This is a genomic window from Sphingorhabdus sp. (assembly GCF_046596595.1).
Lineage (GTDB): Bacteria > Pseudomonadota > Alphaproteobacteria > Sphingomonadales > Sphingomonadaceae > Sphingorhabdus_B.
In genome coordinates, this window is record NZ_JBKJMB010000028.1 from 13,914 (window position 1) to 28,050 (window position 14,137).

General features: G+C 54.8%; 9 protein-coding genes and 1 tRNA gene. 9 read left to right on the plus strand and 1 reads right to left on the minus strand.

The features are described from left to right. Positions 1-76: 76 nt before the first annotated feature. The gene (locus tag ACLL9E_RS02625) at positions 77-1,813 is read right to left on the minus strand and encodes a class I adenylate-forming enzyme family protein (protein WP_411290189.1); all 1,737 of its coding nucleotides are present in this window, start codon (positions 1,811-1,813) and stop codon (positions 77-79) included. 118 nt (positions 1,814-1,931) lie between these two features. Between ACLL9E_RS02625 and ACLL9E_RS02630 the strand changes: the two genes are divergently transcribed. The 9 genes from ACLL9E_RS02630 to ACLL9E_RS02670 all read left to right on the plus strand — a co-directional run bounded on the left by ACLL9E_RS02630 (position 1,932) and on the right by ACLL9E_RS02670 (position 14,101). After that, the gene (locus ACLL9E_RS02630) at positions 1,932-3,353 is read left to right on the plus strand and encodes a coniferyl aldehyde dehydrogenase (RefSeq protein ID WP_411290190.1); all 1,422 of its coding nucleotides are present in this window, start codon (positions 1,932-1,934) and stop codon (positions 3,351-3,353) included. 73 nt (positions 3,354-3,426) lie between these two features. Continuing rightward, positions 3,427-3,510, plus strand: a tRNA-Leu gene (locus tag ACLL9E_RS02635). A gap of 360 nt (positions 3,511-3,870) precedes the next feature. Next, complete coding sequence (locus ACLL9E_RS02640; RefSeq protein ID WP_411290191.1) at positions 3,871-6,378, plus strand: GcvT family protein; 2,508 nt, start codon at positions 3,871-3,873, stop codon at positions 6,376-6,378. A gap of 4 nt (positions 6,379-6,382) precedes the next feature. After that, entirely contained in the window at positions 6,383-7,597 is a 1,215-nt protein-coding gene (locus ACLL9E_RS02645; protein WP_411290192.1) for an aromatic ring-hydroxylating oxygenase subunit alpha, read from the plus strand. After that, positions 7,594-8,847 carry a sarcosine oxidase subunit beta family protein gene (locus tag ACLL9E_RS02650; protein ID WP_411290193.1) on the plus strand — a complete coding sequence of 418 codons (1,254 nt, stop codon included), beginning with the start codon at positions 7,594-7,596 and terminating at the stop codon, positions 8,845-8,847. The genes ACLL9E_RS02645 and ACLL9E_RS02650 overlap by 4 nt, the downstream gene beginning before the upstream one ends. Position 8,848: 1 nt before the next feature. After that, the gene (locus ACLL9E_RS02655; protein WP_411290194.1) at positions 8,849-9,121 is read left to right on the plus strand and encodes a sarcosine oxidase subunit delta; all 273 of its coding nucleotides are present in this window, start codon (positions 8,849-8,851) and stop codon (positions 9,119-9,121) included. Further along, the gene (locus tag ACLL9E_RS02660; protein ID WP_411290195.1) at positions 9,118-11,979 is read left to right on the plus strand and encodes a glycine cleavage T C-terminal barrel domain-containing protein; all 2,862 of its coding nucleotides are present in this window, start codon (positions 9,118-9,120) and stop codon (positions 11,977-11,979) included. Before ACLL9E_RS02655 ends, ACLL9E_RS02660 begins: the two co-directional genes overlap by 4 nt. Continuing rightward, positions 11,972-12,478: a sarcosine oxidase subunit gamma gene (locus ACLL9E_RS02665; RefSeq protein ID WP_411290196.1), complete on the plus strand. Its 507-nt coding sequence runs from the start codon at positions 11,972-11,974 to the stop codon at positions 12,476-12,478. The genes ACLL9E_RS02660 and ACLL9E_RS02665 overlap by 8 nt, the downstream gene beginning before the upstream one ends. A gap of 33 nt (positions 12,479-12,511) precedes the next feature. Continuing rightward, positions 12,512-14,101: a BCCT family transporter gene (locus ACLL9E_RS02670; RefSeq protein ID WP_411290197.1), complete on the plus strand. Its 1,590-nt coding sequence runs from the start codon at positions 12,512-12,514 to the stop codon at positions 14,099-14,101. Positions 14,102-14,137: the final 36 nt, after the last annotated feature.

A 14,137-nucleotide genomic window follows, 5' to 3' on the forward strand; every position in this document is an offset into this window, starting at 1 on the left:
TTTCCTTTGATTTCGATTTGCGGCCTTGTAGTGCGACGCAGCATCAAAAACAAATGTGAATCGGTCCCTTCGCCATTCAGAAAAGGGCCTTCAAATCCCGCTTTAGGATTTTCCCGTTGGCGTTGCGGGGAAGCGTATCATGCGTGAAGATGATTTTAACTGGCACCTTGAACTTTGCCAATCGTTCGCTGACCCAGCCACGCAATTCCTCTTCGCTGACTGCGGTGCCGGGCGCAAGATGTACCACGGCAGCAGGCTCTTCGCCCAATGTCTGGTGCGGAATGCCCACTAAGGCGGCATCAGTCACCGCCGGATGTTCATACAGGATATTTTCGACTTCGGATGAATAGATATTCTCGCCGCCGCGAATGATCATATCCTTGGCGCGATCGACGATGAAGCAAAAACCTTCATCGTCGACCCGTGCGAGATCGCCCGTGCGCACCCATCCATCAACGAAAGTCTCTGCGGTCGAGTCTGGGCGATTCCAGTATCCTTTAACGATTTGCGGACCGCGCGCCCATAATTCACCGACTTCGCCAATGGGCAACTCGGTCATGCCGTCTTCGGACATGATCTTGAGATCCGAAGCAGCCACGGCAGGACCGCAACTGTCTGGCCGGTTGAGATAGTCTTCAGCGGTGTGTGAGGTAACCGTCGCCATTGTTTCAGTCATTCCCCAGCCATTTCCCGGGAAGGCACCGAATAGCTCGTGGATTTTGCTCACCAGTTCAGGCGCAGAAGGTGCGCCGCCATAGCTGATGGTGTCGATGGAACTTAGGTCATATTTTTCGCGGTCAGGATGCTCGATCAGCTGCCAAGCAATAAAGGGCACGCCGCCAGTGGCGTTGATCTTTTCGCGCTCGATGATCTCGAACGCTTTCAACGTGTCCCATTTGTGCATGAACACAATTTTATGGCCGGCCTGAATGGTCGGGATCATCGATGCCGAGCACGCTGTAACGTGGAACATGGGGATAACCACCAATCCGGCCCTGATGCTTGGTTCGGGCAGGGGGTCACCCCGGCGCAGCACCGTTGCGGCACCCGAATAGGCGCTTGAAAGGCCATTGGTCAGCAAATTGCGATGCGAACCCAAGGCCCCTTTCGGCTTGCCAGTCGTCCCGCTGGTGTAGAAAATCGTCGCGGCGTCATCTGGCGCGATTTCGACCTTGGGCAAGTCGATTTCAGGCAAGTCCGCATAGCCATTCGCGTTACCAATGATGCTTTCGAGCGCGATTGCAGGCTCCGCCAGAGTCGCTGCACCTCCGCGTGTTACAAATACATGCTGAAGTGCTGGCATCGCTGCCTTCAAAGGCGCAATCCGATCCCATCGTTCGGTATCGCAAATGAGAACACTGGCGCCAGAATCGGCCATTCCAAAGGCCAGCTCTTCTCCGGTCCACCAGGCATTCAGTGGCACAACAATCGCGCCTGTTACCGCTGCTGCAAAAAAGGCCACCGGCCATTCGGGCAGATTGCGCATGGCAAGCGCAACGCGGTCGCCCTTTTTAACGCCGCGCTCCTGAAGCGCCTGTGCCAGCGTTGCAACTGCACGGTGCCATGCCGCATAGGTCACTCGTTCGTCTTCATACACCACAAATTCGCGGTCGCCGAATGCTGTCTTGGCATGGTCGGCAAGAACGGCGAGGTTCGGCAGGGCATTCTTCCAAACGCGTGTTTGGATGCCATCAATGGACACAGATTCCATCTCGAACGGCATGCCCGGCGCACATAACGCAGCCTTTACTTCGTCACGAGTCATCGCTGGCCAACCCGCAGGTGGCGTCCACTTTTTACCGGCCTCGATCATGTTCTCTCCAATAGTTCGTCATGCTTTGCACATGTTCGCGACTGCGATACGCCAAAATGGTTTCAATGTGCAACGCTTCGCGCTAGCAATTCATCAACTGATTAAACGGAGAGAGAAAATGTCTGCAAATATGCAAGCCGTGCTCGAAAAACAGCGCGCAGCGTTCACGTCCGCTATGCCCGAATCAATGTCGGTGCGTCGGGATCGGATCGACCGCGCCATTGCCATGCTGATTGACCATGCCGAGGACTTTGCAAAAGCTGTTTCTGCAGATTTCGGACATCGCAGCCGCGAACAGACATTGCTCACCGACATCATGCCATCGGTAAGCGCAATGAAACATGCCAAAAAGCATTTTGAAAGCTGGGCCAAGGGCGAAAAGCGCAAGCCAACCTTTCCACTAGGGCTGCTCGGGGCCAAAGCCGAGGTCGTCTACCAGCCAAAGGGCGTTGTCGGCGTGGTTGCGCCATGGAATTTTCCGGTGGGCATGGTGATGGTGCCAATGGCAGGCATTCTGGCCGCCGGTAACCGCGCGATGATCAAACCGTCTGAATTTACCGAGCGCGTGTCGGCATTATTTGAAGAAGTCATACCAAAATATTTTTCCGAAGAGGAAATGGCGGTGTTCACCGGCGACGCCGATGTCGGGATGGCTTTTTCCAAGCTCGCCTTCGACCATATGATCTTTACAGGCGCGACTGGCGTTGGCCGGCATATCATGCGCGCCGCTGCCGACAATCTGGTGCCTGTCACACTTGAGCTTGGCGGCAAATCCCCGACAATCGTCAGCCGCAGTGCAGACAAGAAAAAAGCGGGCGAGCGGATTGCCTTGGGCAAGATGATGAATGCCGGACAGATTTGCCTCGCGCCCGATTATCTCATGGTGCCCAGCGATCAGGAGCATGATGTCATTGAAGCGGTAAAGGCCGGCGTAACTGCGCAATATCCCAAATTGCTGCACAATGATGATTATACCTCAGTTGTAAACGGTCGCAATTATGAACGGCTGCAAAGCTATCTCGACGATGCACGCGAAAAGGGCGCGGAACTGATTGAAATCAACCCTGCTGGTGAAGACTTTGCATCGTCGAACGGCAACAAGATGCCTCTGACGATCGTCCGCAATGTGACCGACGATATGAAAGTGATGCAGGAGGAAATCTTCGGGCCAATCCTGCCTGTGATGACCTATTCGTCGATGGACGAGGCAATTGATTATGTGAATGCGCACGACCGGCCGCTTGGGTTGTATTATTTCGGATCCGACAAGGCAGAGGAAGAACGCGTATTGTCGAGGACCATTTCCGGCGGTGTCACCGTTAACGACGTCATCTTCCACAACGCGATGGAAGACTTGCCGTTTGGCGGGGTGGGTCCATCAGGCATGGGCAATTATCATGGTGCCGACGGCTTTAAAACCTTTAGCCATATGCGTGCAGTTTATCGCCAGACCGGCATTGATGTCGCAGGCATTGGCGGCTTCAAGGCCCCTTATGGCAAGGCAACGCTCAAGACTCTGGCAAAAGAGCTGAAGAAATAAGGATGCGCTTGCATCAAGGCGGAGGCTCGGTTAGAGGGGCCTCCGCTTTGACGGGTCCGCCCGTGAGAGCTGTGCCCCAGTGGTGGAATGGTAGACGCGCTGGATTCAAAATCCTGTTCCGAAAGGAGTGCCCGTTCGAGTCGGGCCTGGGGCACCATTACTGGTCAAAGCTGGTCCTAAACCTGGCCGGAAATGCATCCACAACGATTATCGGTTGGACCATCTGTTGTGTCTGCACCCTAAACCTGTTTTACTCCCTGATATTGAACGCGGCACCGACCGCAGGAAAACAGGCAGAGCGCGCGCAGGTCTAAGGATGCCGAAGCGCCATTACTTCCGCTGAATCGCTGATCTTGGAGCGGCTCCTTTATGCGGACGACAGCATGAGCAACAGTGAGTAACTTAAACTAATAGTTAGGATTAATAAATCCTATAGTCACCTTGTGCGGTTCAATCCACTTGTCGAACTGTCATGTGTTCTGACATGCTCAGTTTTTTATCAGACAGGGTAACAGGAATGAAATCGACGGCACGTGCGGTGGTTATTGGCGGCGGTGTCGTAGGCGTTAGTACCTTGTATCATCTTGCCAAAATGGGGTGGAGCGACGTTGTCCTGCTTGAGCGTAAGGAACTGACATCTGGGTCGACATGGCATGCGGCTGGGTTGTTACCGCTTTTCAACCTCAGCTATTCCGTCGGTAAATTACATCAATATTCTGTAGCTCTATATCCCACTTTAGAAGCCGAAACAGGCCTCCATGCGGGCATGTCGCAAGTTACCAATATCCGGCTGGCGACGACCAAGGACCGCATGGATGAATATCTTTATTATGCCGGCGTTGCCCGCACCATTGGCGTTGATGTAAATTTCCTGACGCCGGATCAGGTCAAGGATATTTGGCCGCTTGCCAATATGGACGGTGTTATCGGCGCGATCCAGCATCCCGATGATGGTTATATCCAGCCAGCTGACCTTACCCAAGCGCTGGCGAAAGGCGCGCGGCAGCATGGGGCGACGATTTATCGCAACACAACGGTCACTGCCATCACACAACAACCAAATGCCAAGTGGCTCGTCTCAACAGACCAGGGCGACATTATGTGCGAGCACGTTATTTCCTGCTCAGGTAACTTTGCGCGACAAACCGGGGCTATGGTTGGCCTTGATATTCCCGTCATTCCAGTCGAGCACCAATATCTGGTCACCGAACAGCATCCCGAAATCATGAAACGCAAAAAGGCTGGCCTGCCAGAAATGGGCGTTCTGCGCGAATCCGATGCAAGCTATTACATGCGCGAGGAAGCCGGCGGGCTGTTGCTTGGACCCTATGAGGTTGGCGCGCCCGCATGCTACGTCGATGGTCCTGCTGCGAACAGCGAATATGAACTTTTTCCCGATGCGCTAGAGCGGCTTGAGCCTTATATCCTGGCGGCCATGAAACGGGTGCCGGCCTTTGGCGAAGTTGGCATCAAGAAAGTCTATAATGGCGCTATCGCCTATACGCCCGACGGGTCGCCTATTGTCGGACCGGCATGGGGCCTCAAAAACTTTTGGCTGAATGAGGGGCATAGTTTCGGAATAACCGCTGCTGGTGGTGCGGGTTGGCAGTTGGCGCACTGGATTGTGGATGGCGAGCCGACCATCGACATGATGGGCGTCGACCCCCGTCGCTTTGGCGAATATGCGGGCAGGGGTTTTCTGGTTAAAAAGAATGAGGAGGCCTATGCCAAGGTCTTCACGGTGCATTATCCTGATGAGGAACGCGAAGCCGGAAGGGCATTGCGGCGCACGCCTTGCTACGACCGGATGAAGGCACTCGGCGCAGTATTTGGCAGTGTGTTTGGCTGGGAACGTCCCAACTGGTTTGCGCCCGCTGGCTACAACTTGAGCGCAGCCGATCTTGATAAACCAGACGTGCTGTTAAACGATAACCACCCAGTTCTACCGGGCGAACCTGTTCGTGAAAAATGGTCATTCCGCCGTTCCAATTACTTCGAACATGTCGGCAATGAATGCCTGCATGTAACAAAGCATGTCGGCATTCAGGATATGAGCGCTTTTGCCAAATGCGAAATATCAGGTCCGGGGGCGGAAAGCTGGCTTGACCAATTGCTGACAAATGCTGTGCCGAAAAAGGTTGGACGCGTGACCTTGTCCTATCTGCTCACGCATAGGGGCGGCGTGCGCAGCGAATTCACGGTCTATAAAGCCGCACCGCGGCGATATTATATGGTGTCTGCAGGCGCATATGAGCGCCACGATCATGATTATCTGAAAAAGGCCATGCCAAACGATGGCTCAGTTAATTTCGAGCGGCTGACAACGTCCATGGGCGTCCTGGTGGTTGCTGGCCCAAGGTCGCGCGACGTGCTGGCGAAGTTGACAGATACGGATTTGTCTAACGACGCCTTCCCGTGGCTGACTGGCAAGAAAATGAGCATTGGCCTAGCGCAGGTGGACGCGTTGCGGGTCAATTTCATTGGTGAGCTGGGCTGGGAAATCCACCATCCAATTGAAATGCAGAGCTATATTTTCGACAAGTTGATGGAGGTGGGTGCAGCGTTTGACATCAAACCATTTGGCATCCGCGCGATGACGTCAATGGCGCTGGAAAAAAGCTACAAGCTCATCCCGCGCGAATTGTCAGTTGAATATTCGGCCTATGAAAGCGGCTTGGACCGTTTCATCAGCATCAAGAAACCATCATTTTTTGGACGCGAGGCGTTGCTGGAATGGCAGGAGCGCGGCAGCGCGAACCAGTTGGTTACGATGGAAGTGCATGATGTCACCGATGCCGACGCGCGCGGGTCAGAACCGGTTTACCATGAAGATGACATGGTTGGCCGCGTTACATCGGGGGGCTATGGCTGGCGCGTCGGTAAATCGCTTGCCCTTGCAATGGTCCGGCCGGATTTGGCGGTAGCGGGCGCGGAACTGGAAATCGTTATTTTAGGCGTTCGTCACAAAGCAACTATCATAGCAGATTCGCCGTTCGACCCTGACAACTTGGCGTTGAGAAGTTAGGTCGATGTCGCATTTTGCTCCTGTCGCCAATTGGCTTGCCAATGACCGCAAAGGTTACACGTTGCCGCGTGGCTTATATGTCAGCGACGATGCGTTCGCATTCGACACGCAGGTCATGCTCAAATCGGTGTGGTTATACGCCTGCACCGTTGCCCATGTTAAAAATCCGGGCGATTATTTCGTGTTTGAACTGGCCGATAACTCTATCATCATCGTGCGTGGACGCGACAATGAAGTCCGGGCATTTTGGAACAGCTGCCGGCATCGCGGCGCAAAAATCTGCTTGGAACAGCGCGGTCGTGCGCCTCGTTTGATGTGTCCCTATCATCAATGGACCTATGGCCTTGACGGGCAATTACTCGCCGCGCGGAGCATGGCAGAGAATTTTGACAAGACGGATCATGGCCTGTCGCCGGTGGCGCTGGAAAATGTCGGCGGGCTGATATTCATCTGTCTCACCGATGATCCGCCGCTAATTGATCGCGTAAAAGCCGACATTGTCGATCAGATCGCAGTGTATAACCTCGAAAATTTGAAGGTCGCTGTTCAAGACAATTATGTCGAGAACGCCAATTGGAAACTGGTTATGGAAAATAACCGTGAATGTTATCATTGCGACGCAGGCCACCCCGAATTGATCAGCGTGCTTGGGACAACAGGGTTCGGCAAAGACGCGCCTGCGGATGCCGCGTTGCAGGCCAGCCGGGATGAATGGCGCCATTTGGGCATTGACCGCGATTTGATTGAATTTCCCGACGGATGGTGGCACCGGATTGCCCGATTAAAGTTGGCCAATGGCGCGGTTACTCAATCAATTGATGGCAAACTTGCCTGCCAGAGGCTCATTGGGCCATTTACCGAGCCTGAAATGTCAAGCCTGTCGGTTTGGACTCAGCCCAATAGCTGGCATCATTTCTGTTGCGACCACGTCGTGACATTTTCGCTGACACCCATCGCGCCTGACAAGACTTTGCTACGGACGAGCTGGCTGGTGCATGAAGACGCAGTTGAAGGGGTTGATTATGACCCCGAACATTTGGCCGCATTATGGCGCAAAACCAACGAACAAGACGGATATTTTTCCGCGATCAACCATCGTGGGATCGCGAATGACGGCTATGTTCAGGGGCCTTATGCGCTGGAGGAAAAGCTGGTTGATGATTTTAAGACTTTCTACGTGAGCCGGGCGAAAGCGGCGCTTGCGCAGGTGCAATCATGACTCGCTTCAGCGCATTGAGCCTTTTTACCAGAGCGTTCAGCGGGCATAAGAACTGGCCTGAGCAATGGCCTGATGCTGCGCCCAAGCCAGCTTATGATGCGATTATCGTTGGCGGTGGCGGCCACGGTCTTGGCGCGGCTTATTACCTCGCGAGCAAATACGGCATTACCAACGTTGCAGTGCTTGAAAAGGGCTGGATTGGCGGAGGTAATACCGGACGAAACACGACGATCATCCGCTCCAATTACCTATATGACGAAAGCGCGCATCTTTATGATCACGCAGTGAAATTGTGGGATGGCCTCAGTCAGGAGCTGAATTACAACATCATGTATTCAAAGCGCGGTGTCATGATGCTCGCGCACAATGTGCATGATGTGCAAAGCCTTCAGCGGCATATTAATGCAAACCGCCTTAATGGCGTCGATAATGAATGGCTGACGCCTGAAGAGGCGAAGGCATATTGCCCGCCGCTGAATATATCGCCTGATGCGCGCCATCCAGTGTTGGGCGCAGCGCTGCAACGGCGCGGCGGCACTGCGCGGCATGATTCGGTAGCCTGGGGCTATGCCCGTGCGGCGGCTGCTTTGGGTGTTGATATCGTTCAGAACTGCGCTGTCACGGGTATCCGCCGTGGCGCGGATGGCGCGGTAGAAGGTGTAGAAACAACGCGGGGTTATATAGCCTCGAAGCGTGTTGGCGTATCGGCGGCGGGTAACACTTCCGTCATCATGCACATGGCGGGTCTAGATTTTCCACTTGAAAGCTATCCTCTGCAGGCATTGGTTTCCGAACCGGTTAAGCCCACTTTTCCGTGCGTTGTGATGTCGAATACCGTCCATGCGTATATGAGCCAGTCGGACAAAGGCGAGTTGGTGATTGGCGCGGGAACAGACCAATATGTGAGCTATTCGCAACGCGGTGCGCTGCATATCGTTGAACATACATTGGCTGCAATCTGCGAAATTTTCCCGATTTACCGGCGGATGCGGATGTTGCGGACATGGGGCGGTATTGTCGACGTGACGCCCGATCGTTCGCCAATATTGGGCAAGACGCCAGTCAAAGGCCTTTACGTTAACTGCGGTTGGGGCACGGGCGGGTTTAAGGCTACGCCGGGTGCAGGCGACTTGCTGGCCTACACAATGGCAAACGACGAGCCGCATAATATCAACGCCCCCTTCAATCTCGACCGCTTTCGGAACGGGCGGTTGATTGACGAGGCGGCGGCAGCAGCAGTGGCGCATTGATATGATCCTGATCCACTGCCCTTATTGCGACGAAAAGCGTCCAGAGATTGAATTTGCGAACGCGGGACAGGCGCATATCGCGCGGCCGATCGACCCATCCGGCCAAAGTGATGCGGAATGGGAGGCCTATCTGTTCATCCGGGCCAACCCGCGTGGTCGGCACCATGAACGCTGGCGGCATACACATGGCTGCGGGCGTTTCTTTAACGCGGTGCGCGATACAGTGACGGATAAATTTGAAACAATATATAAAGCTGGAGAGCGGCGCAGATGAGCGGTTTTCGCCTTGAAACCGGCGGGCGGATTGACCGAAGCCAGCCTGTTCAATTCCGCTTTGATAGTAAAATCTACAATGGCTTCTTGGGCGACAGCTTAGCGTCTGCCTTGCTCGCCAATGGTGTGATGTTGTTCGGCAGATCTTTCAAATATCACCGACCGCGCGGCTTGGTTGGCGCGGGCAGCGAGGAACCAAATGCCCTTGTTTCGGTCAACCGCGGGCCGGGCCGTTTCACACCTAATTTACGGGCGACCGGTGTTGAAATCCACGATGGCCTAAACGCGTTCAGTCAAAATCGCTGGCCATCTTTGGCGATGGATCTTGGTGCGATCAACGACCGGTTGGGGATGTTTTTTCCGGCAGGTTTCTATAACAAAACTTTCATGTGGCCGCGTTCATTTTGGGACAAGGTATATGAGCCAGCCATTCGCAAAATTGCAGGACTTGGCGATGCACCGACCGCCGAAGATCCTGACCATTATGCATCAACCTATGCCCATTGCGACCTGTTGATCGTTGGCGCAGGTCCCGCGGGTATCGACGCCGCGCTTGGTGCCATGGATTCAAACAAGCGGATCATCCTGATTGATGAGCAGGATGAATTGGGTGGGGGCGCGCTGGCGGACCCTTCATTATGGCTATGGCTGGAGCGTAGCCGGAAAGCGCTGACCGACGCGCCGAATGTTAAGATACTGACCCGAACCACGGCGTTCGGTTATTATCATGACAATTTCATCGGCGCTGTGCAGCGGCTGACCGACCACCTTCCGGACTTTACAGACACGCCGCGCGAAAAATTATGGCGCATCAGGGCAGGCGAAGTCTTGCTCGCGCAAGGTGCAATCGAACGACCGCTTGTTTTCGATGGCAATGATACGCCCGGCGTGATGCTGTCGTCTGCCGCGAAGGTCTATGCCACGCGCTACGGCGTGGCCATTGGTAGAGCCGTCGTGTTGATGGCTTCGCATGACAGCGGCTGGCACGATGTGTTTGCACTGGCCCAAGCGGGCATTGGGATTGCGGCGATTATTGATGCGCGGCAACACGTGGACAGCGCGCTCATGCAGGAGGCGGATCGGTTAGGAATCGTCGTGCATCTCAACCACAGCGTCATGGGCGTAACGGGCAGGCACGGCGTCCGTTCGGTGCAGATATGCAACAATGACGACTTTCTAGGCCGCCGCACCGATTGTGATGCGCTGTTGATGGCGGGCGGTTGGACGCCCAGCGTGCATTTATGGTCACATAGCAAGGGTAGCCTTAAATGGCGCGATGACCTTGGCGCTTATGTGCCCGATCAGCCAAATGAAAATGTCCGTTGTGTCGGTGCATGTTCAGGCGATTGGGATTTTGGCACGGGCATGGTCATCGATATGCTGCCGACGCCAAAGGATCAAAGCCGGATAAAGGCCTTCGTCGATTTCCAGAATGATGTCACGGCTAAGGACATCACGCTTGCGGTGCGCGAGGGCTTTCGCTCCATCGAGCATATCAAGCGGTACACCACCAACGGCATGGCGACCGACCAAGGCAAGACATCGAACCTCAACGGTTTGCAAATTGCGGCGTCCGCGCTGGATAAGCCTGTCCCAGACATCGGGCTAACCAGCTTTCGTCCGCCTTACACGCCGCAAACATTTGGGGCATTGGCCGGACATGCCAAAGGGGCGTTGTTCCAACCGACACGGACAACCAATATCGATAGCTGGGCGCAAGTGCATGGCGCAGTGTTTGAATTGGTCGCGCAATGGCGACGGGCGCGTTATTTCCCTAAGCCAGATGAAGATATGCATGCGGCGGTAAACCGTGAATGCGTTGCCGTGCGGTCATCGCTTGGTATCTTTGATGCGTCTACGCTGGGCAAGATTGAAGTTGTCGGCCCCGACGCTGCCGAATTTCTCAACCGCATGTATACCAACCCTTGGAAGGCGCTGGAGCCGGGGCGTTGCCGTTATGGACTGCTGTTAAAGGAAGATGGTTTCATCACCGATGACGGAGTTTCGGCACGGCTGGCGCACGACAGGTTCCACCTGACCACGACGACAGGCGGCGCGGCGCGCGTGCTGAACATGATGGAGGATTATCTCCAGACCGAATGGCCCGACCTTGACGTCTGGTTGACCAGCACGACCGAGCAATATGCCGTTATCGCCTTGCAAGGCCCAAATGCGCGCAAAGTGCTTCAACCGATGGTGGAGGGTATTGACCTGTCGGCAGAAGCGTTCCCGCATATGGCGATCCGCGAGGGCATGATTTGCGGCATCCCAACGCGCCTGTTCCGGGTAAGCTTCACGGGCGAACTAGGCTTCGAAATCAATGTGCCGACGGCTTATGGCCGTGCCGTGTGGGAACAGTTGATGGCGGCAGGGGCGCAATATGACATCACGCCTTATGGCACCGAGGCGATGCATGTGTTGCGCGCTGAAAAAGGTTTCATCATTGTGGGGCAAGACACCGACGGTACGGTGACGCCCTTTGATGCTGGTCTCGATTGGGCCGTAGGTAAGAAAAAGCCTGATTTTGTGGGTAAGCGGTCAATGGCGCGCCAGGACATCGTTGCGCCGGGACGCAAGCAGTTGGTGGGGCTTTTGACCGATGATCCTAATGTCGTGTTAGAGGAAGGCGCGCAGATTGTTGCTGACCCCAATCAGCCAATCCCGATGACCATGATTGGTCATGTCACATCGTCTTACTGGAGCGAAACGCTTGGCCATTCGATTGCGATGGCGCTGGTTGCCGGTGGACATCAAATGATGGGCGAGACGCTGCATGTTCCCATGCCGGGCAGGACGCATACTGCCAAAATCAGCAGCATTGTTTTTTACGATGCCGAAGGAGCGCGGCTGCATGTCTGACGCCCTCATTCGTCATGAACCTGTTTCCGAAACCCCATTTAGTGCGGCCGGTGTCTCAATCAGCCTTGCTGCACCCATGCAGCGCTATGCACTGCGGGCAAGGAATGCAGAGGATTTGGAAAGCCTGCTAAAGGTCAAAATGCCACGGAAAATCGGTGGGTCCGAAGGTGGTATTTTCTGTATTGGCCCTGACGAATGGTTTCTGCGCACCGAGGCTGGCGCGACGATCCCGATCGGGGGCGGGCTGCCGGTTGCCATCACCGATGTTAGCGAACGGAGCATATGCCTTGTCGTCGAAGGCCCGCGCGCATCGGAAATTTTGATGTCGGGGTGTCCGTTGGATCTCGAAAACTTTGCCGTCGGGCGGGCCACACGTACCATTTATGAAACGGTCGAAATCATCCTGATCCGCGATGCTGAACATCGGTTTCATGTCGAAGTCTGGCGCAGCTTCGCCGTATGGCTGCGAAGTGCGATGACAACCGCTGCCAGTCATTAGATGACTGACTGATGACCTTAAGGGAGAGCGGCAATGGCACGTTGGGATAAATCGATAGATCTGGGCAATTATGGCCAGTCCAACCGCAATTGGGGCGGGATGCACATCAACCCCGCCGTTTTCTTCCCTACGGCATTCATTTCCTTCGCTGTTATCTTATTTAGCGTGATTGCCCCTGCAGCGTCCACGAACGTCTTCGCTGCTTTGCGCGGTGGTGCCGTGTCTCATTTCGACTGGTTCTTCATGATGTCCGGCAACCTGCTCTTGCTGTTCTGCGTTGTCGTTGCACTGTCGCCGCTTGGTAAAATCCGCTTGGGCGGTCAAGGTGCAACGCCCGATTATTCCCGGCTGTCATGGTTTGCCATGCTGTTTGGCGCTGGCATGGGCATCGGCCTGGTTTTCTATGGCGTGGGTGAGCCCGTTACCCATTTCACATCTGCCATGGCCGGCGGACCTGCGGCACCATTGGGGGGTGCCGTTGGCGATGCCGATGCCGCAAGAAGCATCGCGATGGCAGCAACAATTTTTGACTGGGCGCTTCACCCCTGGGCGATTTTCGCAGTGACTGGCCTCGCGTTTGCTGTCTTCAATTTTAATTTCAACATGCCGTTGTCCATGCGCTCGGCATTTTATCCGTTGTTTGGAAGGGCCGTTTGGGGGCGCACGGGAGATGTTTTAGACGTTCTGGCGGTACTCGCGACAATTTTCGGACTCGCGACGTCTCTTGGGCTCGGCGCGCAGCAAGCTATGGCAGGGATTGCCTATCTGTATGATATGACGAGTTCGTCGCTCATGATCCTGGCGCTAATCCTCGTAATGGCGAGCATCACCTTCCTGTCGATCCGGGGCGGTATTGACCGTGGCATCCGGATTTTGAGCGAAGTGAATCTGCTGGTCGCCTTTGCGCTGCTGATTTTTGTCCTTACAACCGGGTCAACGGTTCAACTGCTTGGCGACCTTGCAAGCAACATCTACAACTATCTCAAGCTGCTCCCGGCATTATCCAACCCGATTGGTCGCACGGACACCGGTTTCTATAACGACTGGTCGGTTTATTACTGGGCGTGGTGGATGAGCTGGGCCCCTTTTGTCGGCATGTTCATGGCGCGCATTTCATTGGGCCGGACCGTGCGTGAATTTATTGCGGGGGCGGTCATTTCGCCAAGTTTGTTAGGCATATTATGGCTGACCATTTTTGGCGATGCCAGCATCGCGCAAATCGTTGCGGGCAATGGTGCGGAGTTGGCATCGGCCTCACTCGACACGCAATTATTCGTGCTGCTCGGCGCTTTGCCATGGGCGCAATTCACGTCTTTTGTTGCGATTGCTCTGATCCTCATCTTTTTTGTGACAGGGTGGGATTCCGGCACTTTGGTCATTGATACAATGACAGCGGGCGGACGCACCGATACGCTTTTGAGACAAAAGACGATCTGGCTGGTCGCAGTTGGCGGCATTGGCGTCGTTCTGCTCCTCAATGGTGGGCTGACTTCACTTCAGGCAGGTGCCATCGCCACTGGCCTACCCTTGGCTCTCATCCTGCTGGGAATGTGCATTGGAACGCTAAAAGGGTTGCTAGCATTGCATCTGCATCCCGTGGGCGACGATGGCGCCATAAAGTGACGCAAGTATGCAACGAACCTAATGCATAATCCGTCT

Bases quoted from the DNA above. Each gene is read 5' to 3' on its own strand.
- ACLL9E_RS02625 (WP_411290189.1), bottom strand. From the start codon at position 1,813: ATGATCGAGGCCGGTAAAAAGTGGACGCCACCTGCGGGTTGGCCAGCG.
- ACLL9E_RS02630 (WP_411290190.1), top strand. From the start codon at position 1,932: ATGTCTGCAAATATGCAAGCCGTGCTCGAAAAACAGCGCGCAGCGTTC.
- ACLL9E_RS02640 (WP_411290191.1), top strand. From the start codon at position 3,871: ATGAAATCGACGGCACGTGCGGTGGTTATTGGCGGCGGTGTCGTAGGC.
- ACLL9E_RS02645 (WP_411290192.1), top strand. From the start codon at position 6,383: ATGTCGCATTTTGCTCCTGTCGCCAATTGGCTTGCCAATGACCGCAAA.
- ACLL9E_RS02650 (WP_411290193.1), top strand. From the start codon at position 7,594: ATGACTCGCTTCAGCGCATTGAGCCTTTTTACCAGAGCGTTCAGCGGG.
- ACLL9E_RS02655 (WP_411290194.1), top strand. From the start codon at position 8,849: ATGATCCTGATCCACTGCCCTTATTGCGACGAAAAGCGTCCAGAGATT.
- ACLL9E_RS02660 (WP_411290195.1), top strand. From the start codon at position 9,118: ATGAGCGGTTTTCGCCTTGAAACCGGCGGGCGGATTGACCGAAGCCAG.
- ACLL9E_RS02665 (WP_411290196.1), top strand. From the start codon at position 11,972: ATGTCTGACGCCCTCATTCGTCATGAACCTGTTTCCGAAACCCCATTT.
- ACLL9E_RS02670 (WP_411290197.1), top strand. From the start codon at position 12,512: ATGGCACGTTGGGATAAATCGATAGATCTGGGCAATTATGGCCAGTCC.